We start from the raw sequence: 25,144 nt of genomic DNA on the forward strand, positions 1-25,144 counted from the left end.
GGGCGACGACAGCGGGAATGAGGCTACTACGCCCTAAACCGTCAGCCCGCGCTGCCGGGCGAGATCCTTCAGCAATGTTTGCGGACGTGCGCCGATGTGCTGGATCACTTCGGCAGCGGCGAGCGCGCCGAGCTCGCCGCACTGCTTGTGCGACAGATCGCGCGCGAGCCCATAGAGGAAGCCTGCCGCGAAGAGATCGCCCGCGCCGGTGGTATCCACCAATTGCTTGATCGGCGAGGCAGGGGCCGCGACGGCGTCGGTCGGGGTCACCACTACGCAGCCCTTCTCGCTGCGGGTGACGACGCCCAGCTCGACGTCGCTGCGCAGCTGCTTCAGCGCGGTGTCGAAATCCGAGGTCATGTAGAGCGAATGCAGCTCGGCCTCGTTGGCGAACACGATGTCGACGGTGCCGCCCCGCATCAGGCCCAAAAACTCGTCGCGATAGCGGTCGACGCAGAACGAATCCGACAGCGTCAGCGCCACCTTGCGCTTGGCCTCATGGGCGATCTGAGCGGCCTTGACGAAAGCGTCCTTGGCGTTCTTGGGGTCCCAGAGATATCCCTCGAGATAGACGATGCCGGCCGCGGCGATCTCGGCCGGATCGATGTCGGCGGGCGACAAATCCTGCGCCGCGCCGAGATAGGTGTTCATGGTGCGCTCGCCGTCATCCGTGACCAGGATGTAGGAGCAGCCGGTGGCGGGACCGTCCTTCGCGGCCGGCGTGTTGAAGGCGACGCCTGCGGCGCGGATGTCGTGGACATAGAGCTTGCCGATCTGGTCGTCCTTGACCTTGCCGACATAGGCGGCGCGGGCACCCAGGCTGCCGATGCCGACGATGGTGTTGGCGGCCGAGCCGCCGGAGACTTCCGTCGCCGGGCCCATGTCGTTGTAAATGGCGGCGGCCCGCGCCTCGTCGATCAGCGACATGCTGCCCTTGGTCATGCCGTGCTTGGCGAGAAAAGCCTCGTCGGTCCGGACCAGCACGTCGAACAGCGCGTTGCCGATGCCGAGAACGTCATATTTCACGTCAGCCATTCACCTTGATCCTGTTTGGCGGATTGCGATACCTGCGGAAATCCGCTTCATGTCGGCCTTAAATCTGGCTCGCGGCCTATCACGACCGGGCCGCTACGGGCAAGCAACGGTATTATAACGGCCCGATGATCCGCTCCTTCCTCACCGTCTCGACGGGAACACTGGCCTCGCGGCTGCTGGGCTTTGCGCGCGATTCCCTGATCGCGGCTTTGCTCGGCACCGGCGCCGTGGCGGACGCGTTTCTGGCCGCCTTCCAGCTCGTCAATGTGGTGCGGCGCCTGCTCAGCGAGGGCGCCCTGAATGCGGCGCTGATCCCGGCCTGGCTGCGTGTCAGGGACCGCAATGGCGAAGCGGCCGCGTCCGCCTTCGCGGGGCGCGTGCTCGGCACGGTCAGTGCGGCGCTGATCGCGATCTCCGCCGTGATTGCGCTGGTGATGCCGCTGATCATGACGATCATCGCGCCCGGCTTTCTCGGTAGCGCGACGCTCGATCTCGCCGTGCAGAACGCGCGGCTGATGCTGCCTTACCTCGCTTTCGCCGGCCCCGTCACCGTGCTGATGGGCCTGCTGAACGCGAAAGGCCGCTTCGCGCTCACGGCATTCTCACCGCTGCTGTTCAACATTGCGCTGATCGCCGCGATCGGGCTGCTGCTGGGCTGGCATGCGGATGCCGGCTTCGCGGCGTGGATGCTGGCGGCCGCCGTCGGCATCGCCGGGCTGCTGCAACTGTTGATGCTCCTGTCGCAGCGAAGTGCAAGTCTTGCGACGCCGTTGCGCGTAAACCTCGACAAGGAGATGCGCGGCTTCTTCGCCAAGGCGATTCCCGGCATGATCGCAAGCTCGGGGCCGCAATGGCTGATGGTGGCCGGCGCGATCATCGCTTCCGCGACACCCTCCGCGGTGTCCTGGCTCTATTTCGCCAACCGCTTGATCGAGCTGCCGCTCGGCATCGTCGGCGTCGCCATGGGCACGGTGCTGGTGCCCGAGCTGACGCGCGCCGTCACCAGCGGCGACCGCGACGCGGTGGCGCATGCGGAATCGCGCGCGCTCGAGCTTGCGGCCGGGCTCGCGCTGCCGGCCACCCTCGGCCTGATCGTGCTGGCCGACCCGATCGTGCGGCTCTTGTTCGAGCATGGCGCGTTCGGCGCCGATGACAGCGCGGCGACCGCGCATGCGCTGATGTGGCTGGCGCTGGGCCTGCCGGCGCACGTGCTGATCAAGGCGCTGTCGCCGGCGTTCTATGCCCGCAGCGACACGATGATGCCGCTGCTCGCCACGGCCAAAGGATTTGTGGTCGCGGTCGCTCTCGCCGTCCTGCTCGGCCATGTCTTCGGCGCGAGCGGGATCGCCGCGAGCATTGCGGCCGGCGCCTGGAGCAGCGCGCTGTTGCTGCTCCGGAAAGGCACCAGCGAGTTCGGCTTCTCGGCCGATGCCGCCGCGCGAAAACGGCTGCCGCGGATCGTGCTCGCCGCTTGCGCCATGGGCGCCCTGCTCTGGCTGACCACGGATCTCGTGCCCGCCGAAGCGCACGGCCTCATCCGCGTCATCACCCTCGGCCTGCAGATCGCAGCCGGAATCGCCGGCTATGGCTTGCTCCTGCAAATCCTCGGCGCAGCCTCGTGGCGCGAAGCGGCTGCCGTCCTGAAGCGGCCCGCACATTAGAGCATCCGCTGGTCTTCACCTCTCCCATCGGGAGAGGTCGATTTGCGCAGCAAATCGGGTGAGGGGACTTGGTCCCACGAGAGGCCACAGCCCCTCACCCGTCGCTTCGCGCCGACCTCTCCCTATGGGAGAGATGGAATTACCCTTGACGGGGCAGCGCCGCTGTTGGAAACGACGGCCGAATACCTATGGGAAGGCTTATCATGCCATTCGTTGAACGGGTCTTTTCCGGCGTCCAGCCGACCGGCAATCTGCATCTCGGCAATTACCTCGGCGCGATCGTCAACTTCGTGAAGATGCAGGAAACCCATAACTGCATCTATTGCGTCGTCGACATGCACGCGATCACGCAAGGCGTGGACGTCTGGGGCGGCCCGGCCGAGCTCGCGCGCAACACCCGCGAAGTCACCGCGGCATTCATCGCCAGCGGCATCGATCCCAACAAGCACATCGTGTTCAACCAGAGCCAGGTCTCGGGCCATGCCGAGCTCGCCTGGATCTTCAACTGCGTCGCGCGGATGGGCTGGCTCGGCCGCATGACCCAGTTCAAGGAGAAGGCCGGCAAGGACCGCGAGAACGCTTCCGTCGGGCTATTCGACTATCCCGTGCTGATGGCCGCCGACATCCTGCTTTATCGCGCCACCCATGTGCCGGTCGGCGAGGACCAGAAGCAGCATCTCGAGCTTTCGCGCGACATCGCGCAGAAGTTCAACAACGATTTTGGCGATTCCATCCGCAGCAACGGCGCCAGCGACGGCCTGTTCTTCCCGCTGCCGGAACCCTTGATCACGGGACCGGCGACGCGGGTCATGTCCTTGCGCGACGGCACCAAGAAGATGTCGAAGTCGGATGCCTCGGACAATTCGCGCATCAACCTCACCGACGATGCCGACACCATCGCGCAGAAGATCCGCAAGGCGAAGACCGATCCGGAGCCGCTGCCGACCGAGGAGAAAGGCCTGGAAGCGCGCCCCGAGGCCGACAATCTCGTCGGCATCTTCGCAGCCCTGTCCGGTCGCTCCAAGGCCGACGTGCTACGCGAGTTCGGCAGCGGTCAGTTCTCCAGCTTCAAGAATGCGCTGGCGGAGCTGTGCGTGACCAAGCTCGCGCCGATCGCCGGCGAGATGAAGCGGCTCGTTGCCGATCCCGGCCATATCGACGCGATCCTGAACGAGGGTTCCGACCGCGCCCGCGCCATCGCCGACCAGACCATGAAGCTCTCGAAGGACATCGTCGGCTTCATCCGCCGGCGCTGATTGTTGCGCTAACGGAGCTCGGCCTGCGCCATGGCACCGGCCGCTATCCCTCTCCCAAACGGTGAGGGAGTGTGGCACCATGCAGGCCGTGCACACGCCGGGATAGGCATGACTAGCAAGCGACTTTGCTTCGAGTCGGGTCACAAGCCCAAATGCCTCGTCATTGTCGACGACACCGCCGAATGGGATCGCGCAGTCTATTACGCCAGCCGCTGGGCGATCCGCGCCGGCGGCGGCGTGGTGCTGCTGCGCATCATCGAGCCCGAACAGCAGAGCCAGGAATGGCTTGGTGTCGCCGACATCATGCGCGCCGAGGCGCAGGAAGCAGCCGAAGCCGCGCTCGACCGCGCCGCCGGCAGAGCCAACGGCATCGCCGCGATCACGCCGGAGCGGGTGATCCGCGAAGGCGCCGCGATGGACCAGCTGCTGGCGGTGATCGACGAGGACCCTGACATCGCCATGCTGGTGCTCGCCGCCAATCCCGGCGCCGAGGGACCCGGGCCGCTGGTCGCGCTGCTCGCGCATGCGCTGGGCACGTTCCCGGTGCCGGTGACGATCATTTCGGGTGCGCTGAGCGATCAAAGCGTGGATTCGCTGTCGTAGGTCGCTCTTTCTTACCCTGCCCTGGAGGGGGAGGTCGGCTCGTGTTGCGGAGCGAAACATGAGACGGGGTGGGGTGACGGTCTCTCCCCGTCCAACAGTGCCCGTGGGGAGAGATCACCCCACCCCGCTCGCGCTGCGCGCGATCGACCCTCCCCCGCCAGGGGAGGGTAGCGCAACTCTGTCCAGACCGGATAGATAGGTAACAGAGTAGACCGGATGGATGGGTGACAGTTCTCTGTCGGCTGGGAGGATCAGCCGATGCCTTGGCGGGAGAGCTGTACAATGGACGAACGAGTTCGCTTCATCTCGGATCAGCGAACCGGCTTGTGGACGATGACGGAGCTTTGCGAGCGCTACGAGATTAGCCGCAAGACCGGTTATAAGTGGCTGGAGCGCTACCGGTTGGAAGGACCTGCCGGGCTGGCGGATCGCTCCCATGCCGCGCGGGTTCATGGACGGGCGACACCACAGCACATCGTGGATGCGATTGTGGGGCTGCGGCTTGAGCGGCCGAGCTGGGGACCGCGCAAGATCGTCAGCAAACTTGAGGCTCGCCAAGGGGACGTCGATTGGCCGTCGGCCTCGACGGCGGGCGGGATTCTCAAACGGGCGGGACTGGTGAGCAACCGTCGGACCCGGCGGCGTGCGCCGCCGCGCATGGGGCAACTGACGGTGCCTCAGCATGCCAACCATGTATGGGCGCTCGATCACAAGGGCTGGATCCGCCTGGGCGACGGATCTCGCGTTGAACCGTTCACGGTGACCGATGGCTTCAGCCGCTATTTGATTAGCCTGGCGGCGACGGGCAGCACGCAACATGCCGAGTGCCAACCGCTGCTGGAGCGGGCGTTTCGCGAGTACGGCTTGCCGCAGATCATCCGCTCCGACAACGGCTCGCCGTTCGCCTCGACCGGAACCACGGGCCTGACGGCACTGTCGGTATGGTGGATCAAGCTTGGCATCCGCCATGAACGGATTGATCCCGGCCATCCACAGCAGAACGGCCGCCACGAGCGTTTTCACCTCACGCTTCTGGAGGCCATGCAGCCGCCGCCGCCGACCCAGGCCGCGCAGGCTCGTCGCTTCGCGGCATTCGTGCGCGACTACAACGAAGAACGACCGCACGAGTCACTTGGCCAGCGCCCACCTGCCAGCGTCTATCAGCCTTCGTCTCGTGCGATGCCGAGGCGGCTTCCGGAGCCGGATTATCCAGCCGAAGCCGCGGTGCGCCAGGTCCGCTCCAACGGCGAGATCAAGTGGCGCGGCGAACTCATTCACATCTCCAGCGCTCTCATTGGTGAGGCCGTTGCCGTCGAGGAGGCCGCCGATGGGCAATGGCAAGTGCGCTTCTTCCACATACCGATCGGCATCATCGACCAGAAAACACGCAGGCTGCGGCGCTGCGCTAGCGCAGCGCCGCAGCCGACCAAACCATGAACGATTGTTACCTATCCATCCGGTCTGTTTTGTTACCCATCCATCCGCTGGACAACTCACTGAAAATCTTGGACTAATGCTCCACTTCCCCTTGACCGTGCGTTCGCCATCGCCATCTGCTAGTGGATGGAGCACGCGCCGGCCTTGAACTGGCGACGTCTGGAGAAACCCATGTTCATTCAAACCGAACCCACCCCCAATCCCGCCACGCTGAAGTTCATTCCCGGCCGCGTCGTGGTCGACGGCAGCCCGATGGAATTTTCCAACCGCGAAGCGGCCACGCGCTCGCCGCTCGCCGAAAAGCTGTTCGACGTGCCCGGCGTCACCGGCGTGTTCTATGGATCGGACTTCATCACCGTGACCAAGGCGAGCGGTGAATGGCAGCAGCTCAAGCCCGCGATCCTGGGCGCCATCATGGAGCATTACATGTCCGGCGCGCCGCTGCTCGCCGGCGGCGAGGCCCAAGGCGATGCCGATCTCGACGACGAGGACGAGTTCTTCGACGAGGCCGATGCCGAGACGGTCGACATGATCAAGGACCTGATCGAGACCCGCGTGCGGCCGGCGGTCGCCAATGACGGCGGCGACATCACCTTCCGCGGCTTCAAGGACGGCATCGTCTATCTCAACATGAAGGGCGCCTGCTCCGGCTGCCCGTCATCGACCGCGACGCTCCAGCACGGTATCCAGAACCTGCTCAAGCACTTCGTGCCCGACGTGGTCGAAGTCCGGCCGATGTGATTAGAGCGCGAATGGCGAGTAGCGAATGGCGAATGGGATTTCGATCGGCTAGACTGATCGCCATTCACCACGCGCCATTCGTTCTTTCATGCTGATCCTCGCCATCGATACTGCGCTCGACGCTTGCGCTGCAGCCGTGCTCGACACCGAAACGGCCGAGCTGCGCGCGCGGGAATCGCTTCCGATGAAGCGCGGTCACGCCGAAGCGCTGATGCCGCTGATCGCGCGCGTGATGCAGTCGGCCGATCTTACCTTCAGCTCGCTGGACCGCATCGCCGTCACCGTCGGTCCCGGCAGCTTCACCGGTCTGAGGGTCGGCATCTCGGCGGCGCGCGGGCTTGCGCTTGCGGCCGGCAAGCCAGCGGTCGGCCTGACCACCTTGTCGGCCTATGCCGCGGCCGTCGTGGGCCAGAGCAAATCGGCGCCCGTGATCTCCGCGATCGATGCCCGGCATGATCACGTCTATTTCCAGATCGTCGCCGGCGACGGCAGCCAGCTGGTGCGGCCGGGAATTGTCCCGATCGACGAGGCGATCGCGGCCTCACAGTTCGGCGCCCCGCATCTGGTCGGCAATGCCGCAAACCTCCTCGCCGGGCGCTGGCCGAAGGACGCGCCGCAGCCTGTTGCGGTGGACGCGCAGCCCGCGCCCGGCATCGGCTGGGTCGCCTGGCTCGGTGCCGCGGCCGATCCCGAGACCAATCCGGCGCGGCCGTTCTATCTGAAGGCGCCCGACGCAAAGCCGGCCGCACTGCCGCCGCTCGCAGCGCAAGCCGCAAACTCATGATGAAGTGGTTTTCGGAATGGTGGCGCGGCGGCACGGCCGCCGTCGAGCCCGCGTCCGCGCGCGACGCTGCACGGCTGGCACAGCTGCACGGCGCTTCCTTCGCGCACGGCTGGGGCGAAGGCGAATTCGAAAGCATGATGACCGAGCGCAACACGCTGGTGCATCGCTTGCGCCTCGGCCGCAAGACGATCGGCTTTGCGGTGTCGCGGATCGGCGCAGACGAAGCGGAAATCCTCTCGATCGCGGTCGATCCGTCACATCGCGGCCGCGGCCTCTCCCGCACGCTGCTGATGACCCATCTCGGTCATCTCGCCGGGCGCGGTGTGCGCACGATATTTCTCGAGGTCGAGGAAAATAACCAGCCGGCGCGGCGGCTCTACGAGAGGGCCGGATTCATGGTGGTGGGGCGCCGCGAACGCTACTATAAGCAGCCGAACGGGGAACAATTGGACGCCCTTCTGATGCGGCGTGACTTGTCGTAACATTGATGGCAGAAAGCGGCCCGCCAGGCAGACAACCATGACCGCACTGAAACCTTCTTCCGCATCCAAGGCGTCCGGCATCGAGGCGCGCTGTGCCGCCACCGGCATGCGCATGACCGAGCAGCGCCGCGTCATCGCCCGCGTGCTGGCCGAGGCGGTCGATCATCCAGATGTCGAGGAACTCTACCGGCGCTGCGTCGCCGTCGACGACAAGATCTCGATCTCGACCGTGTATCGCACCGTGAAACTGTTCGAGGATGCCGGCATCATCGAGCGTCATGATTTCCGCGAGGGCCGCGCGCGCTACGAGACGATGCGCGACAGCCACCACGACCACCTGATCAATCTGCGCGACGGCAAGGTGATCGAGTTCACCTCCGAGGAGATCGAGAAGCTGCAGGCGGAGATCGCCCGCAAGCTCGGCTACAAGCTCGTCGATCACCGGCTCGAGCTCTATTGCGTTCCGCTCGACGACGACACGCCGACGTCTTGATTTGGCATGATCTTGTCGGAAAACCGCTTCACACTTTTCCGGATCATGCCTTAGTGCCGATCGACCTCATCATCTTCGATTGCGACGGCGTGCTCGTGGACAGCGAGGTGATCTCCTGTCGCGCCCATGCCAATGTGCTGACCCGGCATGGCTATCCGATCACCTCGGAGCAGGTGTTCGCGCGCTTCCTCGGCCGCTCCAGGCGGCAGGCGAACGCCGAGATCGAGACCGAGCTCGGCCGCAAGCTGCCGGAGGCCTATCACGGCGACCTGCAGGACGAGCTGCACCGCTCATTCGAGGCCGACCTCGAAGCGATCCGCGGCATCCATGATGTGCTCGATGTGGTGACGCAAGCCGTCTGTGTCGCCTCGAGCGGCTCGCATCAGCGCATGCAGGTGAGCCTGGGGAGCACCGGGCTCTACGAGCGCCTGGCGCCAAACATCTTCTCGGCTTCGCAGGTGACAAACGGCAAGCCGGCGCCCGACCTGTTCCTGTTCGCAGCGCGCGAAATGGGCGTGCCGCCCGAGCGCTGCGTCGTGATCGAGGACAGCTTGGCCGGCATTGCCGGCGCCCGGGCGGCCGGCATGACCGTGTTCGGCTTCTGCGGCGGCAGCCATTGCGGCGAAGGCCATGCCGAGGCCCTGCACCGGGCCGGCGCCGACCTGACCTTTGCCGACATGCACCAGCTGCCGGAGCTGGTCCGGCGGGTCGAGGCGGACGCCGTGGCGGGCTAGGCGCCACAGTCATTCCGGGGCGATGCGCAGCGTCGAACCCGGAATCCAGAGGTTTTGGCGAGATTCCGGGTTAGCGACTGCATCGCGCCCCGGAATGACGGCCCAAATGGCTGCCTTCGCTGGATTTTTGGCCCTCCAACCTATATCTGAGGGCGGTCCTCCACCTCAATTCGGGTTCCATGACGCCGCCGCGCAAGCTGCACATCAAATCATATGGCTGCCAGATGAACGTCTACGATGCCCAACGCATGGTGGACACGCTGGCGCCGGAAGGATTCGTGGAGACGGCCAGTGCCGAGGACGCCGACCTCGTCATCCTCAACACCTGCCATATCCGCGAAAAAGCCTCCGAGAAGGTCTATTCCGAGCTCGGCCGGCTCCGCGTTGCCAAGGACGAGGCCGCGCGCAACGGCCGCACCATGAGAATCGCGGTCGCGGGCTGTGTGGCGCAGGCCGAGGGCGAGGAGATCGTGCGCCGTGCGCCCGCGGTCGACGTCGTGGTCGGCCCGCAGAGCTATCATCATCTGCCTGAGCTGTTGAAGCGCGCCGGCAGCGAAGGCCGCGCGATCGAGACTGAATTTCCCGCGGCCGACAAGTTCGGCTTCCTGGCCCAGCCGAAGCCCGACGCGATTCGCGCGCGCGGCATTTCCGCCTTCGTCACGGTGCAGGAAGGCTGCGACAAGTTCTGCACCTTCTGCGTCGTGCCCTATACGCGCGGCGCCGAAGTCTCGCGTCCGGTCGCGAAGATCGTCGACGACGCGAAGCGGCTGGCCGACAACGGCGTTCGCGAGCTCACGCTGATCGGCCAGAACGTCAACGCCTATCATGGCGATGGTCCTGACGGAAAGACCTGGCCGCTCGGCCGGCTGCTCGAGCACCTCGCGACAATTCCCGGCATCGCGCGGCTGCGCTATTCGACCAGCCACCCCCGCGACGTCGATGGCAGCTTGATTGCAGCCCATCGCGATCTCGACGCCTTGATGCCGTTCGTGCACCTGCCGGTGCAGTCGGGCTCGGACCGGATTCTCGCCGCCATGAACCGGAAACATACCGCCGATGATTATCGGCGTGTCATCGACCGTTTCCGCGCCGCGCGCCAAGACATTGCTTTTTCATCGGATTTTATCGTCGGCTTCCCCGGCGAGAGCGAGCAAGATTTTCTCGCCACCCTCGCGCTTGTCACGCAAATCGGCTACGCTGCCGCGTATTCGTTCAAATACTCCGCCCGGCCGGGAACGCCGGCCGCGGACATGCAGGAGACGGTGTCCCCCGCCGAGATGGACCAGCGATTGGAGCGGCTCCAGGAACTGATCGACAGCCAGCAATCGGCCTTCAACAAGGCTGCGATTGGCTCAACGGTCGACGTGCTGTTCGAACGTCCGGCGCGCAAGCACGGCCAGATCGTCGGCCGCACCGCATTCCTCCAGCCTGCCCATGTGATGGCCTCGTCCGACATCATCGGACAAATCCTGCCGGTCAGAATCGACAGCCTCGAACGCTACAGCTTCCTCGGCGAGCTCGCCACACCGCGCACCGCGGGCGGGCCCGCTTTATCGCAAGCCATCGGAGCCTGAACCCTTGCCCAAAAGCGCATCGGATTCGTCGTCTATCGCTCCCAGCCGCAAATTTGACCGCGACATGCAAGTTCCGCCCGAGACTCAGGTCGTCATCGACTTCGACGACAACCGCGCCGCATCCGCGCTGGTCGGCCCCTATGGCCAGCATCTGGCACAGATCGAGCGGCGGCTCGGCGTCATCGTGGATTCCAAGGGCAACCACATCACCATTGGCGGCACGCGCGACGGCTGCGATGCCGCACGCCGCGTGCTGGAGATGCTCTACGCGCAAGCCGTGAAGGGACAGGATCTTGACCAGGGCGAGGTCGAGGGCGCAATCCGCGCCGTGATCGCGCAGGGGTCGCTGTTCGAGTTCGACGCCAAGTCGGCCAAGGCGACGTTCGACAGCATCAATTTGCGCAAGCGTCCGGTGCGCGCGCGCACGGCGGCGCAGGACTCCTACATCCGCGCGCTGAAGCGCCACGAGCTGGTGTTCGGCATCGGCCCGGCCGGCACCGGCAAGACCTGGCTCGCGGTCGCGCATGCCGCGCAGCTGTTCGAGCGCAAGGAGGTCGACAAGATCATCCTGTCGCGTCCGGCGGTCGAAGCCGGCGAGCGGCTCGGCTTTTTGCCCGGCGATCTCCGCGAGAAGGTCGATCCGTATCTGCGCCCGATCTACGACGCGCTCTACGACCTCATGGATGCGCGAGTCGTCGAGCGCGCGCTGCAGACCGGCGAGATCGAGATCGCGCCGCTCGCCTTCATGCGCGGCCGCACGCTGACCAATGCCGCCATCATCCTGGACGAGGCGCAGAACACCACGTCGATGCAGATGAAGATGTTCCTGACCCGCCTTGGCGAGAACAGCCGCATGATCGTGACCGGCGATCCCTCGCAGATCGACCTGCCGAACGGCCAGACCTCGGGTCTTGCCGAGGCGACGCGCCTACTCGGCGGCGTCGAAGGCATCGCACAAGTTCATTTCAAGGCCGAGGACGTGATCCGCCACGAGCTCGTGGCGCGGATCGTCGCCGCTTATGAAGGGTCGCCGCAGCGGCCGGCAGCCCAGAAATCCTGACGGGACAACATCCGGACCAAGCGGGCGCGGACGAAGGCGCCTCATCGTTCCGAACAAGCACAATGTCACATCCGAACCTTCCCATGACCGAGGTCCTCGTCGTTGCCGATTGCTGGCAGCGCGAGCCCGAGTCCGAAGCCGTGATCCAGCGCGCGGTCGCCGCCGCCGCCGAGAGTGTCGACGAAGACGTCGCCGACGCGGAAGTGGCGGTGATGCTGACCGACGATGCCGGCATCCGCACCCTCAACAGCAACTGGCGCGGCATCGACAAGCCGACCAATGTGCTGTCGTTTCCCGCGCTCCAGCCGGAGGGCGAGTGGAAGGAAGGCGATGCGCCGCGCATGCTCGGTGACATCGCGATCGCCTATGAGACCATGCGGCGCGAGGCGGACGAGGAGCACAAGCCGTTCGATCATCATTTGAGTCACCTCGCCGTCCATGGTTTCCTGCACCTGATCGGCTACGATCACGAGACCGACGACGACGCCGAGGAAATGGAAGCGCTGGAGACCGAGATCCTGGCACATCTTGGCATCCCCGACCCCTATGCAGACCGCACGGGGACGCACTGATGCCGGATTCCGACCCGACCCACGACAATCCGCGCAACACGCCCAATTTGCCGGCCGTGGTGACACCAGGCGAGGTGCTGCGCCCGACGGCGGACGGCTGGCTGGTTCGCGCCATCCGCACGCTGTTCGGCTGGAAGGCGGGATCCGTGCGCGACGACCTCCAGGTCGTGCTCAACGCGACGACGCCTGACGACACCGGCTTCTCTGCGGTCGAGCGCACCATGCTGCGCAACATCCTCGGCCTGCACGAGCGCCGTATCGCCGACGTCATGGTGCATCGCGCCGACATCGTCGCGGTGAAGCGCGACATCCCGCTCGGCGAGCTGATGGACCGCTTCGAGAGCGCCGGCCATTCCCGTCTCGTGGTCTACAACGAGACGCTCGACGATCCGGTCGGGATCGTCCACATCCGCGATTTGCTCGCCTTCATGACCGCGCGTGCCCGCGTCCCGGAAGCCGTCAAGACCAAGCGCAAGAAGCCGCTGCCGGCCGGGCTCGACCTGCGGACGGTCGACCTCGCATTGCCGCTGGAGGATGCGCGCATCATCCGCAAGCTGCTTTACGTGCCGCCGTCGATGCGGGCGATCGACCTGCTCGCGCAGATGCAGGCGACGCGCATTCATCTCGCGCTGGTCGTCGACGAATATGGCGGTAGCGACGGACTGGTTTCGCTCGAGGACATCGTCGAGCAGATCGTCGGCGAAATCGACGACGAGCACGACAGCGACGAGCCGCCCTCGATCGTGCGCCTGCCCGATAACGCCTTCATCGCCGATGCGCGCGCCAGCCTCGACGACGTCCGCACCGTGATCGGCGAGGACTTCGTCACCGGCGAGGCCGGCGAGGAAGTGGAGACCCTTGGCGGCTATCTCGTCAGCTTCGTCGGGCGCCTGCCGGTGCGCGGCGAGGTGATCTCGGGCCCCGGCAATTACGAGGTCGAGGTGCTCGATGCCGACCCGCGCCGCGTCAAGCGGCTGCGCATCTCGACGCGGAAGGAGCGGCCTGCCCCGCGCACCCAGCGCGAGAGCCGGCGCCGCGAGGCTGCGCCTGACAGCGGTCAGCCGCCAGCCGGTGACACGCCCACCCCGCCGCCGAGCGAGGGGACCGGCCAGCAGTGAGCCCGCTCCAGCGACTTCGGCTGATCGCGCTTGCCATCATCCTCACCTGGGGATGGAAGCGCGCCCTCATCGCGATGGCATGCGGCGCGCTCTCTGTGCTGGCATTGGCGCCGTTCAATATCTTCCCGGTGCTGTTCATTACGTTCCCGGTGCTGGTCTGGCTGATCGACGGCGCGGGCGCCGGACGCTACGGCGGCGTGCCCGCCGCGGCACTGACCGGCTACTGGTTCGGGCTCGGCTATTTCGTTCCCGGCCTCTACTGGATCGGCTACGCCTTCTTCGTCGACGCCGATGTGTTCGCATGGCTGACGCCGTTCGCGGTGCTGGGCCTGCCGGCCTATCTGTCCATCTTCACGGCAATCGGCTTTGCGCTCGCGCGGCTGCTCTGGACCAAGAACGCCACGCGCGTGCTTGCGCTCGCGGCAAGCCTCACCATCAGCGAATGGCTGCGCGGCCACGCGCTGACCGGGTTCCCCTGGAACGCGTTCGGTTATGCCCTGTCCGAGCCGCTGCCGCTGGCGCAGACGGCATCGCTGATCGGACTATGGGGCATGACATTCCTGACGGTCGCGATCTTCGCCAGTCCCGCGACGCTGATCGACCGCACGCCCGATCGCCGCCTGCAATGGCGCGTGCCGGCGGCCGCGATTACGCTGCTGATCGTCATGGGCGTCTTCGGCGCGATCCGCCTGTCGCTGCATCCGACCACGACGGTGGCGGGCACCAAGCTGCGCCTGATGCAGCCGGACCTGCAACAGGACGCGAAATTCAACTACGCCGCCAAGGCGGAGGTGATGAAGAAATATCTGGCGCTGTCGGACCGCGCCTCCGGACCGCAATCGACCGGCGTGCGCGATGCCACCATCCTGATCTGGCCGGAATCCGCCTTTCCGTTCTTCCTGACCCGCGAAGCCGACGCGATGGCTGAGATCGCCGACCTGCTGCCGAAGGGCACGGTGCTGATCACCGGTTCGGTCCGCGCGCCCGACCTACCGCGCGGCACGCCGATCACGCGCGCGTATAATTCAATCTACGTGATCGATCACGACGGCAGCGTGCTCGCGGCCTACGACAAGCTGCATCTCGTGCCGTTCGGCGAATACCTCCCCTACCAGGACCTGATGGAGAAGCTCGGCTTCGAGCAGCTGACGCGCGTGCGCGGCGGCTTTATTCCCGGCACCGTGCGTCATGCGCTACCGGTGCCAAGTGCGCCGCCCGCACTGCCGTTGATCTGCTACGAAGCGATCTTTCCCGGCGAGATTGCCGGACGCAACGAGCGTCCGGGTTGGATTGTGAACCTCACCAATGACGGCTGGTTCGGCATCTCGACCGGCCCATATCAGCATCTGGAGCAGGCGCGGATGCGCGCGATCGAGCTCGGATTGCCGCTGGTGCGCTCCGCCAATACCGGCATCTCCGCAGTGATTGATCCGGTCGGGCGAACGATTGCTAGGCTCGGTCTCGGCATTGAGGGCATTTTGGATGCAAACCTGCCCGCCGCGATCCCGCCGACCGTCTATGCGCGCGTGGGCGATGCACCAGCGGCCATGCTGGTGGCGCTGGCGGTGATTCTGGCGGTCCGCCGCCGTGTCACCAAGCGGCAGCCCTGATCGCACCGTCGCCGCCGGCCCGGCCGGAAACCTTTGACAACCGTAGTACACGGTTGACAGACTGCGCGCGGGCTCCCCATTCTGCATCCGCTGCAAAAGACAGTGGGCATTGCTAAATTTCTCCGCAATGTTTCCCAATAACAGGGTGTGATTTTGACGATGCTGGCACCTGAGGCATTCCTGATTGCGCCGGAGGTGATGTTTGGAGGGCTGAGGAAATGTCGAAAGCGCCCAACCCTGTTGACAAATATGTCGGCAGCCGCGTGCGTATGCGCCGCATCATGTTGGGCATGAGCCAGGAAAAGCTCGGCGAAGCCCTGGGCCTGACTTTCCAGCAGATCCAGAAATACGAGAAGGGCACCAACCGCGTCGGCGCGAGCCGCATCCAGCAGATCGCCGAGATTCTCCAGGTGCCGGTGTCGTTCCTGTTCGAGGGCGGCCCTAGCGGCGTGCCGGGGCCGGACGGCTTCAGCGAAGGCGCTTCGCCCTCTTACGTCTCCGACTTCCTCGCGACCTCCGAAGGTCTCGCACTGACCAAGGCGTTCACCCGAATCGCCGATTCGAAGATGCGCCGCTCGATCGTCGATCTGGTCGAGCAGATCGCCGCGCGCGAAGGCCCGGACAAGCGCTGAGGCGGCTCCTCATTCCGATTTGAGGCCGCGCCAAATCTGGCCTATGTCGTCATTTGCGGCCGCGCCTTGCTGCGCGCCCTGTCCGATGATGCAGTTCGAAGGCACAGATCCGTCCATGACCAGCGCCAATTGGTTCGATTCTCAAACTATTCTCTATGGCATCCGCCGCTGGGTGGAGATCGAGACGCCGACCGACGCGCCCGAACAGGTCAACAAACTGATGTCACTGGTTGCGGATCATTTCCACGATCTGCCCGTTGCGCTGGAACGCGTCGCCGGCGTCGACGGCTGCGGTGATCATCTCATCGCGCGTTCGGCGTGGGGCCAGGATCAGCCGGGCATCCTGATCCTCAGTCATCTCGATACCGTTCATCCCATGGGCTTCATCGAGCGCCTGCCGTTCAAGGTCGAGGGCGACAGCGCGTTCGGCCCCGGCATCTACGACATGAAGGGCGGCGCCTACATCGCCCACCACGCATTTCGTGCGCTTTGCGCCGACGGCGCTCGCCCGCCACTCGGCATCACCCATGTCTTCACCTCCGACGAGGAGATCGGCAGCCCGACTTCGCGTGCGCTGATCGAGAAAGAGGGGCGCAAAGCGAAATACGTGCTGGTGACGGAGCCGGCGCGCGACGGCGGCAAGATCGTCACCGGACGCAAGGGTGTCGGACGCTTCCGCGTGTTCATCAAGGGCGTGCCTGCGCATGCCGGAACGCGGCCCGAGGACGGCCGCAGCGCCGTTCGCGAGCTCGCCAACGTCATCCTGGCGCTCGAAGGCATGAATGATCTCAAGCGCGGCGTCACCGTGAATGTCGGCGTGGCGCGCGGCGGCACCCGCCCCAACGTCACGCCGGAAGAGGCCTATGCCGAGATCGATCTGCGCGTGCCGAGCCTTGCCGACGCGGAAGAATTCGTCGGCAAGATCCTCGGGCTGACATCCAAGACCGAAGGCGTCAGCGTCACGGTCAGGGGCGAGCTCAATCGACCGCCTTACGAGAAGAGCAATGCCGGCGCCTCGCTGTACGAGCATGCAAAGACGCTCGCCGCCGACATCGGCTTCGAGCTGCTCGACACCCACACCGGCGGCGGCTCGGACGGCAATTTCACCGCCGCGCACACCGCAACGCTCGACGGCCTCGGCGTCGACGGCAAGGGCGCACACACCCATTATGAGCAGCTCTATGTCTCCTCGCTCGAGCCGCGCGCGCGGCTGCTCCATCGGCTGTACCAGACCCTGCGATGAGCGAGCGCAACTCAGATCCCGATCGCGATGACAGCCAGCGCGCCTTCTTCGGGCGCCGCAAGGGCCACAAGCTGCGGCAGCACCAGGCCGAGCTGATCGACCATCTGCTGCCGCATCTTGCGCTCGACATCGAGGGCGAAGCGCCGGCGAATGCCGCGGAGATCTTCGATCCCGCGGCCGAGGATGTGCGGCTCGAGATCGGCTTCGGCGGCGGCGAGCATCTTGCGGCGGAAGCGCAACACTTCACGACGACCGGCTTCATCGGCTGCGAGCCCTATGTCAACGGCATGGCGAAAATCCTCGCGCAGATCGAGGCCGCCAACATCGGCAACATCCGCCTGTTCGCCGGCGATGCCGCCGAACTGCTGGCCTGGCTGCCGCCGGCTTCGCTGTCGCGGATCGACCTGATCCATCCCGATCCATGGCCGAAGCGGCGGCACTGGAAGCGGCGCTTCGTCCAGGACCGCACCATCGCGGCGATGGCGCGCGTGCTGAAGCGCGGCGGCGAATTCCGCTTCGTCTGCGACATCGACGATTACTGCGCCTGGACGCTGTCGCACCTCGCGCGCTCGGTGGCTTTCACCTGGCTTGCAGAACGCGCCGACGATTTCCGGCAACCATGGGCGGGCTACACCATGACGCGTTACGGCCGCAAAGCCGCGCGTGAAGGGCGCAAGGCGGCGTACTTGCGGTTCAGGCGAATTTAGATCGTCTGCCGGTTGCGCCAGAAATTCACGACGCGCTCGGCCGTCGTTGGCATCAGGCGGGTGAAGTTCGAGCGCGCCTGCTCGAGGTCCCCATCGGCCGGCGTGCGATTCGGGCCGTACCACATCAGGACCAGCGCGCGCACCGTGGGCCAGCCGAGATTGAGCATGCGGCCCAGGACCAGAATCGGATCGTAACGGTCGCCTGCGATCAGGCGATCGAGGATCGAGAGGCGGATACCGGACATCGCCGAGAGCGAAGCGATCGATTCCTCGTATTTGTGCGCCTTGGCGAAGCCGAGCAGCGCGCTCTCGCCGAGATGGCCTTCGCGATGCAAGGCCAGCACCGTGCGCTGCGCCGCCGAGTAATCGCGGCGCGGCCCCGGGGGGCGCGCAGCTTCCTCGATCGCGGCCATCGCCCGCTTGATCTCGACCTGGCGCGCTGGATTGACCACGCTGGAGAGGCGGCGGCGGATGACGTCAAGCGTGCCGTTGAGCAGCTCCTTCAGGTGCTCGCCCGAGAGATCGCTGCGCTGGCCAATCCTCAGCGTGAGCACGCCATCCTGCGCGGCGCGCTTGATCAGCTCGGAATAGCTGCCGGGAGAAAACACCGCACCGGCATTGCCTGCGGCGCGACGCACCACGTCGCGATCGCCGCGCTCGATCAACACGTCAGTGATGAGGGAAGACAAGGTGGGGCGTTCGGTCATCGCCAGCAGATGGCCCTGACCCTTCAGCCGCGCGATCTCGACCAGCGCGGAATCGTCGAGCACGGGCGAGCGGCGCAGCACCGGGCCCGCCACCGTAATCTCGTTCTCGCGGGCGAGCTGGTTCACCAGGTGCGGTGGCGCGTTATCGAGGTATGAGAAGCGCTCAGCGAGATCGGCGCGCGCGGTGAGCTCCGCATGCGGTACCAGATCGATCAGGAGATTGTCGAAGAGATCGACGAGGTCAGGGCGGAGATTTGCGGCATCCTGAAAAAACAGCGCGGAGATGGCGCGCGCGATCTCGCCACGACGCCTGGGGTCGCCGCGTTTGACGATATCGTCCAGTCCGGGAATGAGCGACGTGGCAACAGTCATGAAAACGCAACTCGATCAGGGCACGCCGCGGGTGCGCCCTTGGTCCAAGCCGCCCCACGATCAGGGAATTTAGGCCTGCTTGATGAAAGAAGCGTTGCCGCTGGGGACCGCGGACCGGGCGCAAAAAGCCTCCTCGCCGCTGCGATGGGCCTTGTCCGGGCGGGCAGAAAGAGCTATATCAGCGCCAATTCATCTTCTCATACGATCCGCGTAGTGAGAGTGGGCCCGAAAGGACCCGCTCTTTTTTATTACCTGAGCGCGGCTTGGCGGAAGATGCGGCCCGGCGCGCTGTCGGGAAAGTTCCGAAGCGGGCTTTGAAGTCTTACCACCTTGACGTCTTAACCAAGCATTTACCATCGAGCGCCTTGACCCCTGATATGACCGAACGGAACACTGGTTCCACCGATGCCGAGTTGCTGGCCGAGCCGAGGCTCGTGATCGAGCCGGGCGTGGCGGCACGGGTGTCGGCGGTCGCAGCGCCAGTGCTCGAAGGCATGGGCTACCGTCTGGTGCGGATCCGCATCTCGGGCGAGGCCGGCTGCACCGTGCAGATCATGGCCGAGCGTCCGGATGGCTCGATGCAGCTCGAAGATTGCGAGGCGATCTCGCGGGCGCTGTCGCCGGTGCTCGACGTCGCCGACCCCATCGACCGCGCCTACAGGCTGGAAATCTCCTCGCCGGGGATTGACCGTCCGCTGGTGCGACGTTCCGATTTCGAGCGCTATTCTGGCCATCTGGTGAAGATCGAGATGGCGGTCGCCCATGAGGGGCGGAAGCGGTTCCGCGGCACGCTCGGTGCTGTCGAAGGCGACCGCGTGCATCTGCATCGCGACGACGTCAAGGCCGGCGAAGATGCCGACGTTCTCCTGACGATGGAGGATATCGGCGAGGCGCGGCTGGTGCTGACGGACGAGCTGATCGCGGAATCGATGCGCCGCGGCAAGGCCGAGGAGCGCCAGATGCGCCGGGAGCTCGGCCTCGAGCCGCCGCAGGCGCCGCACGCCAAGATCAGCGAAAAGATTACCAAGAACACCAGGCCGAAGAAGAAGCCGGCCCCGACCAATACCAAGAAACATCGCCTGGCCGCCGAACGCGCGCGGCGTGGCGAGATCGAGCCTGACGAAGGAGACTAGCCATGGCAGTCAGCGCCAATCGACTTGAATTGCTCCAGATCGCCGACGCCGTTGCGCGCGAGAAATCGATCGACCGCGGCATCGTGATCGCGGCGATGGAGGACGCCATCGCCAAGGCGGCGCGGGCCCGCTACGGCAGCGAGACTGACGTTCATGCCGAGATCGACCCGAAGAAGGGCGAGCTGCGGCTGTCGCGCCACATGCTGGTGGTCGACAAGGTCGAGAACCACTCCAACCAGATCTCGCTGGTCGATGCGCAGCGCGCCAATCCCGGCGCCCAGGTCGGCGACACCATCGCCGACACCCTGCCGCCGCTGGAATATGGCCGCATCGCCGCGCAGTCGGCCAAGCAGGTCATCGTGCAGAAGGTGCGCGAGGCCGAGCGCGACCGGCAATATCAGGAATTCAAGGACCGCATCGGCGACATCGTCAACGGCGTCGTCAAGCGCGTCGAATATGGCAGCGTGATCGTCGATCTCGGCCGCGGTGAAGCCATCATCCGCCGCGACGAGATGCTGCCGCGCGAGGTGTTCCGCAACGGCGACCGCGTCCGCGCCTATATCTTCGATGTCCGCCGCGAGACCAGAGGCCCGCAGATCTTCCTCTCCCGCACCCATCCGCAGTTCATGGCCAAGCTGTTCGCGCAGGAAGTGCCTGAGATCTATGACGGCATCGTCGAGATCAAGGCGGTGGCCCGCGATCCGGGCTCGCGCGCGAAAATCGGCGTGATTTCCCGCGATTCCTCGGTCGATCCGGTCGGCGCATGCGTCGGCATGCGCGGCTCGCGCGTGCAGGCCGTGGTGAACGAACTGCAGGGCGAGAAGATCGACATCATCCCCTGGTCGCCGGACATCGCCACCTTCGTGGTCAACGCGCTGGCGCCGGCGGAAGTCTCCAAGGTCGTCATCGACGAAGACCGCGAGCGCATCGAGGTCGTGGTGCCCGACACCAACAACCAGCTCTCGCTGGCGATCGGCCGCCGCGGCCAGAACGTGCGCCTCGCCTCGCAGCTCACCGGCTGGGACATCGATATCCTGACCGAGCAGGAGGAATCGGAGCGCCGCCAGGCCGACTTCGAGAACTCCACCCGCGTCTTCATGGAATCGCTCAACGTCGATGAAGTGGTCGGCCAGCTCTTGGCGTCCGAAGGCTTCACCTCGGTCGAGGAACTCGCGATGGTGGACCTGAAGGAACTCGCCGGCATCGAAGGCTTCGACGAGGAGACCGCGCAGGAGCTCCAGAGCCGCGCCCGCGAATATCTCGATCAGCAGGAAGCCGAGATCGAAGCCCGCCGCAAGGAGCTGGGTGTCGAGGACGCCGTCAAGGACGTGCCCGGCGTCACCTCGAAGATGCTGGTGAAGTTCGGCGAGAACGACATCAAGACGGTCGACGACCTCGCCGGCTGTGCCACCGACGATCTGGTCGGCTGGACCGAGCGCAAGGAAGGCGGCGAGCAGACCAAGCATCCGGGTGCACTCGACGGTATCGACATCTCCCGTGACGACGCCGAAGCGATGATCATGCAGGCCCGCGTCAAGGCCGGCTGGATCACCGAGGCCGATCTCGCCAAGCCGGCTGAGGAGGCCGAGGCGACCGAAGATCAACCGGCTTGATGCGGGTTCGGCGAAAGTGGAGACCGGTTTTGCGTAAAGAACACGCGACTTAGAAGGCGAAGGAGGATGTCACCCGGATGCTCGCCAGCACTGACAGCGAACTCGACCATGGACCGCGGACCGAAAGGTCGGCGACCATGCGCATGTGCGCGGTCAGCCGCGAGGTCCGGCCGATCGACGAGCTGATCCGCTTCGTCGTGTCGCCGCAAGGCGACATAGTTCCCGATCTCAAGCGCAAGCTGCCCGGACGCGGCATGTGGATCACCGCCTCGCGAGAGGCGGTTGCGGAAGCGGTGCGGCGTCACCAATTTAACAAGGCTTTCAAGCGCGAGCTGCGCATCCCCCAGACGCTTCCCGCCGATGTCGAGGCCCTCCTGATCCGGAGCGTGGCGGAAGCCCTTGGGATCGCCGCCAAGGCAGGCCAGGTCGTCGCCGGCTTCGGCAAGGTCGAGAGCGCACTTCAGGAAGGCACGGCCGAGGTCCTGATCCACGCCAGCGACGGGGCCGCGGACGGAATCCGCAAACTGGACATGCTGGCGCGTCAAAATGCCGGAAATCGCGGCGCCAAGCCGCAGATTCCCGTCGTCACCGCGCTGAAATCGATAGAATTGGATTTGGCACTGACCCGGTCAAATGTGATACATGCAGCCCTGCTCGCGGGCCCGGCGAGCAAGTCATTCCTGTCACGTAGCCAGATGCTGGTCCGATACCGGATGGCGGACGCTGACAAGACTGCCGAAGACAAGACTGCCGAAAAGCCCGGCCAGGATTTCTGAGAGACAACGACGACCCGATAGGACGGTGCGGCAACGCACAACACTGATAAATCAGGATTAGGACTGCTGAATGGTTGATACCAAGACCCCTGACGACAAGAAGCTGAGCGTTCCGAGCAAGACGCTATCGCTCAAGCCGCGCGTCGAAACGGGCACCGTGCGCCAGAGCTTCAGCCATGGCCGCAGCAAGCAGGTCGTGGTCGAGAAGCGCGGTAAGCGCCGCATCGACGGCAGCCCTGAGCCGCAGGCGCCCACGACTGTTGCAAAGCCGGCGCCAGCGGCACCTGCGCCCACCCCTTCACGCCCGGCGGCGCCACCGCGCAACGCCGGTTCCGGCGTGGTGCTGCGCACGCTGACCGAGGACGAGCGCTCCGCGCGCGCCAGCGCGCTGGCCGATGCCAAGCTGCGCGAGGTCGAGGAACGCCGCCAGGCCGAGGAAGAGGCCCAGCGCCGCGCTGTCCGCGAGGCCGCCGAACGCGCCGAGCGCGAAGCTGCCGAAGCCCGCCGCAAGGCCGAGGACGAGCGTCATCGCCACGAGGACGAAGCCAAGCGGAAAGCCGAGACCGAGGCCAAGAAGCGCTTTGGCGAGGGCGAGCAGCCCTCTGCCGCGCGTCCCGCTGCGGCGGCTCCTGGCGCTCCTGCGCCGCGTCCCGGTGCTCCCGCGCCGCGGCCTGGAACCACGACGGCCCGCCCGGGAACCACGACGGCGCGTCCTGCCACGACCACCGCGCAGCGTCCGGGTGGACCGGCAGGTCGCGGCCCCGCCGTTGCAGCCGAACCCGATGAGGATGAGGCTCCGCGCCAGATCCGTCGCGGCCCCGGCGGCGCCGCGCGTCCTGTGGTCGCTCCCAAGCCTACCCATAAGCCCGGCCCGCAGAAGGAGCGCGGCCGCCTGACCGTCGTGACCGCGCTCAATGCCGACGAGGTGCGCGAGCGCTCGATTGCCTCGTTCCGCCGACGCACCCAGCGCCTGAAGGGCCATGCCGCGAACGAGCCGAAGGAAAAGCTCATCCGCGAAGTGGTGATCCCGGAAGCGATCACCATCCAGGAGCTCGCCAACCGCATGGCCGAGCGCGCGGTCGACGTCATCCGCATGCTCATGAAGCAGGGCGCGATGCACAAGATCACCGACGTGATCGACGCCGACACCGCGCAGTTGATCGCCGAAGAACTCGGCCACACCGTCAAGCGCGTTGCCGCCTCCGACGTTGAAGAGGGCCTGTTCGACCAGGTCGACGATTCCACCGACACCGAGACGCGCTCGCCGGTCGTGACCGTGATGGGTCACGTCGACCACGGCAAGACCTCGCTGCTCGATGCGCTCCGCCATGCCAACGTGGTCTCCGGCGAAGCCGGCGGCATCACCCAGCATATCGGCGCCTATCAGGTGGTCTCGCCCGAGAGCGGCAAGAAGATCACCTTCATCGACACGCCCGGCCACGCCGCGTTCACCGCGATGCGCGCCCGCGGCGCCAAGGTCACCGACATCGTCGTGCTGGTGGTCGCGGCCGATGACGGCGTGATGCCGCAGACCATCGAAGCCATCAACCACGCCAAGGCGGCGCGGGTGCCGATCATCGTTGCCATCAACAAGATCGACAAGCCCGATGCCAAGCCCGAGCGCGTGCGCACCGAGCTGCTCCAGCACGAAGTGCAGGTGGAATCCTTCGGCGGCGACGTCGTCGACGTCGAGGTGTCGGCCAAGAACAAGACCAATCTCGACAAGCTGCTCGAGATGATCGCGCTGCAGGCCGAACTGCTCGACCTCAAGACCAATTCGGAGCGTCCGGCCGAAGGCACCGTGATCGAAGCCAAGCTCGATCGCGGCCGTGGTCCGGTCGCGACCGTGCTGGTGCAGCGCGGCACCCTGCGGATCGGCGACATCATCGTCGCCGGCGCCGAGATGGGCCGCGTCCGTGCGCTGATCTCGGATCAGGGCGAGACCGTGCAAGAGGCGGGTCCCTCGGTCCCGGTCGAGGTGCTCGGCTTCAACGGTCCGCCGGAAGCCGGCGATCGTCTCGCCGTGGTCGAGAACGAAGCCCGCGCCCGCCAGATCACCAGCTACCGCGCGCACCAGAAGCGGGAGAACGCGGCGGCCTCGATCTCCGGCATGCGCGGCTCGCTCGAGCAGATGATGTCGCAGTTGAAGACGGCGGGCCGCAAGGAATTCCCGCTGATCATCAAGGCCGACGTGCAGGGCTCGCTGGAAGCGATCCTGGGCTCGCTGGAGAAGCTCGGCACCGACGAGGTCGCCGCCCGCATCCTGCATGCCGGCGTCGGCGGAATCTCGGAGTCCGACGTGACGCTCGCGGAAGGCTTCAACGCCGCGATCATCGGCTTCTCGGTTCGTGCCAACAAGGAGGCGGCCGCGGCCGCCAAGCGCAACGGCATCGAGATCCGCTACTACAACATCATCTACGACCTCGTGGACGACGTGAAGAAGGCGATGAGCGGCCTGCTCGCGCCGACCTTGCGCGAAACCATGCTGGGCAATGCCGCGATCCTGGAGATCTTCAACATCTCCAAGGTCGGCAAGGTCGCCGGCTGCCGCGTCACCGACGGCACCGTGGAACGCGGCGCCAATGTGCGCCTGATCCGCGACAACGTCGTCGTGCACGAAGGCAAGCTGTCGACGCTGAAGCGCTTCAAGGACGAAGTGAAGGAAGTCCAGTCCGGTCAGGAATGCGGCATGGCCTTCGAGAACTATCACGACATGCGTGCCGGTGACGTGATCGAGTGCTATCGCGTGGAGACGATCCAGCGCTCCCTGTAAGTCCAAATCTTACCGAAGCGCCCGGATC

The 25,144-nt window shown here is 65.7% G+C and carries 23 protein-coding genes; 21 read left to right on the plus strand and 2 right to left on the minus strand.

Going from position 1 to position 25,144, the window contains the following annotated elements; genetic code table 11:
- Positions 1 to 33: 33 nt before the first annotated feature.
- Positions 34 to 1,035 (minus strand): adenosine kinase, encoded by a 1,002-nt coding sequence (locus tag JJB99_RS00095; protein WP_200496825.1) that lies wholly within the window; start codon positions 1,033 to 1,035, stop codon positions 34 to 36.
- A gap of 125 nt (positions 1,036 to 1,160) precedes the next feature.
- Here JJB99_RS00095 and murJ point away from each other — a divergent pair, with 125 nt between their 5' ends.
- The 17 genes from murJ to trmB all read left to right on the plus strand — a co-directional run bounded on the left by murJ (position 1,161) and on the right by trmB (position 17,742).
- Positions 1,161 to 2,696: a murein biosynthesis integral membrane protein MurJ gene (murJ, locus tag JJB99_RS00100; RefSeq protein WP_200496826.1), complete on the plus strand. Its 1,536-nt coding sequence runs from the start codon at positions 1,161 to 1,163 to the stop codon at positions 2,694 to 2,696.
- Between the two features lie 203 nt (positions 2,697 to 2,899).
- Positions 2,900 to 3,952 (plus strand): tryptophan--tRNA ligase, encoded by a 1,053-nt coding sequence (gene trpS / locus JJB99_RS00105; RefSeq protein ID WP_200496827.1) that lies wholly within the window; start codon positions 2,900 to 2,902, stop codon positions 3,950 to 3,952.
- Between the two features lie 108 nt (positions 3,953 to 4,060).
- Positions 4,061 to 4,555, plus strand: a complete 495-nt coding sequence (locus JJB99_RS00110) for a universal stress protein (protein WP_200496828.1) — start codon at positions 4,061 to 4,063, stop codon at positions 4,553 to 4,555.
- 282 nt (positions 4,556 to 4,837) lie between these two features.
- Positions 4,838 to 5,992 (plus strand): IS481 family transposase, encoded by a 1,155-nt coding sequence (locus JJB99_RS00115; RefSeq protein ID WP_200493737.1) that lies wholly within the window; start codon positions 4,838 to 4,840, stop codon positions 5,990 to 5,992.
- Positions 5,993 to 6,163: 171 nt separating this feature from the next.
- Positions 6,164 to 6,733 (plus strand): NifU family protein, encoded by a 570-nt coding sequence (locus JJB99_RS00120; protein ID WP_200496829.1) that lies wholly within the window; start codon positions 6,164 to 6,166, stop codon positions 6,731 to 6,733.
- Between the two features lie 88 nt (positions 6,734 to 6,821).
- On the plus strand, positions 6,822 to 7,517 hold the full coding sequence (gene tsaB / locus JJB99_RS00125) for a tRNA (adenosine(37)-N6)-threonylcarbamoyltransferase complex dimerization subunit type 1 TsaB (RefSeq protein WP_200496830.1): 696 nt from the start codon (positions 6,822 to 6,824) through the stop codon (positions 7,515 to 7,517).
- Entirely contained in the window at positions 7,514 to 7,999 is a 486-nt protein-coding gene (rimI, locus tag JJB99_RS00130) for a ribosomal protein S18-alanine N-acetyltransferase (protein WP_200496831.1), read from the plus strand. Before tsaB ends, rimI begins: the two co-directional genes overlap by 4 nt.
- A 37-nt stretch (positions 8,000 to 8,036) precedes the next feature.
- The gene (locus JJB99_RS00135; protein WP_200496832.1) at positions 8,037 to 8,492 is read left to right on the plus strand and encodes a Fur family transcriptional regulator; all 456 of its coding nucleotides are present in this window, start codon (positions 8,037 to 8,039) and stop codon (positions 8,490 to 8,492) included.
- Positions 8,493 to 8,545: 53 nt separating this feature from the next.
- Positions 8,546 to 9,226: an HAD family hydrolase gene (locus JJB99_RS00140; RefSeq protein WP_200496833.1), complete on the plus strand. Its 681-nt coding sequence runs from the start codon at positions 8,546 to 8,548 to the stop codon at positions 9,224 to 9,226.
- A gap of 179 nt (positions 9,227 to 9,405) precedes the next feature.
- Complete coding sequence (miaB, locus tag JJB99_RS00145) at positions 9,406 to 10,800, plus strand: tRNA (N6-isopentenyl adenosine(37)-C2)-methylthiotransferase MiaB (RefSeq protein WP_200496834.1); 1,395 nt, start codon at positions 9,406 to 9,408, stop codon at positions 10,798 to 10,800.
- Between the two features lie 64 nt (positions 10,801 to 10,864).
- The gene (locus tag JJB99_RS00150; protein ID WP_200496835.1) at positions 10,865 to 11,860 is read left to right on the plus strand and encodes a PhoH family protein; all 996 of its coding nucleotides are present in this window, start codon (positions 10,865 to 10,867) and stop codon (positions 11,858 to 11,860) included.
- A gap of 83 nt (positions 11,861 to 11,943) precedes the next feature.
- Entirely contained in the window at positions 11,944 to 12,432 is a 489-nt protein-coding gene (ybeY, locus tag JJB99_RS00155; RefSeq protein ID WP_246775106.1) for an rRNA maturation RNase YbeY, read from the plus strand.
- Positions 12,432 to 13,550, plus strand: coding sequence for a hemolysin family protein (locus JJB99_RS00160; protein WP_200496837.1), 1,119 nt, complete (start codon positions 12,432 to 12,434; stop codon positions 13,548 to 13,550). Before ybeY ends, JJB99_RS00160 begins: the two co-directional genes overlap by 1 nt.
- Positions 13,547 to 15,160 carry an apolipoprotein N-acyltransferase gene (gene lnt, locus JJB99_RS00165; RefSeq protein WP_200496838.1) on the plus strand — a complete coding sequence of 538 codons (1,614 nt, stop codon included), beginning with the start codon at positions 13,547 to 13,549 and terminating at the stop codon, positions 15,158 to 15,160. Before JJB99_RS00160 ends, lnt begins: the two co-directional genes overlap by 4 nt.
- A gap of 218 nt (positions 15,161 to 15,378) precedes the next feature.
- Positions 15,379 to 15,792 carry a helix-turn-helix domain-containing protein gene (locus tag JJB99_RS00170; RefSeq protein ID WP_008540161.1) on the plus strand — a complete coding sequence of 138 codons (414 nt, stop codon included), beginning with the start codon at positions 15,379 to 15,381 and terminating at the stop codon, positions 15,790 to 15,792.
- An 85-nt stretch (positions 15,793 to 15,877) separates the two neighbouring features.
- Positions 15,878 to 17,035: a M20 family metallopeptidase gene (locus JJB99_RS00175; RefSeq protein WP_200496839.1), complete on the plus strand. Its 1,158-nt coding sequence runs from the start codon at positions 15,878 to 15,880 to the stop codon at positions 17,033 to 17,035.
- Entirely contained in the window at positions 17,032 to 17,742 is a 711-nt protein-coding gene (gene trmB, locus JJB99_RS00180; RefSeq protein WP_200496840.1) for a tRNA (guanosine(46)-N7)-methyltransferase TrmB, read from the plus strand. The genes JJB99_RS00175 and trmB overlap by 4 nt, the downstream gene beginning before the upstream one ends.
- Here trmB and JJB99_RS00185 read toward each other — a convergent pair.
- Positions 17,739 to 18,821: a DUF2336 domain-containing protein gene (locus JJB99_RS00185; protein WP_200496841.1), complete on the minus strand. Its 1,083-nt coding sequence runs from the start codon at positions 18,819 to 18,821 to the stop codon at positions 17,739 to 17,741. The two genes, trmB and JJB99_RS00185, sit on opposite strands and share 4 nt — an antisense overlap.
- 377 nt (positions 18,822 to 19,198) lie before the next feature.
- On the opposite strand from JJB99_RS00185, the gene rimP reads away from it, so the two are divergent.
- The 4 genes from rimP to infB all read left to right on the plus strand — a co-directional run bounded on the left by rimP (position 19,199) and on the right by infB (position 25,116).
- Positions 19,199 to 19,954, plus strand: a complete 756-nt coding sequence (gene rimP, locus JJB99_RS00190; RefSeq protein WP_200496842.1) for a ribosome maturation factor RimP — start codon at positions 19,199 to 19,201, stop codon at positions 19,952 to 19,954.
- Positions 19,955 to 19,956: 2 nt separating this feature from the next.
- Entirely contained in the window at positions 19,957 to 21,567 is a 1,611-nt protein-coding gene (gene nusA, locus JJB99_RS00195; protein ID WP_200496843.1) for a transcription termination factor NusA, read from the plus strand.
- Positions 21,568 to 21,644: 77 nt separating this feature from the next.
- Positions 21,645 to 22,343, plus strand: coding sequence for an RNA-binding protein (locus JJB99_RS00200; protein ID WP_200496844.1), 699 nt, complete (start codon positions 21,645 to 21,647; stop codon positions 22,341 to 22,343).
- Positions 22,344 to 22,413: 70 nt separating this feature from the next.
- Positions 22,414 to 25,116: a translation initiation factor IF-2 gene (gene infB, locus JJB99_RS00205; RefSeq protein WP_200496845.1), complete on the plus strand. Its 2,703-nt coding sequence runs from the start codon at positions 22,414 to 22,416 to the stop codon at positions 25,114 to 25,116.
- Positions 25,117 to 25,144 lie beyond the last annotated feature (28 nt).

Source organism: Bradyrhizobium diazoefficiens, assembly GCF_016616235.1.
In the GTDB taxonomy this organism is placed as follows: Bacteria; Pseudomonadota; Alphaproteobacteria; order Rhizobiales; family Xanthobacteraceae; genus Bradyrhizobium; species Bradyrhizobium diazoefficiens_H.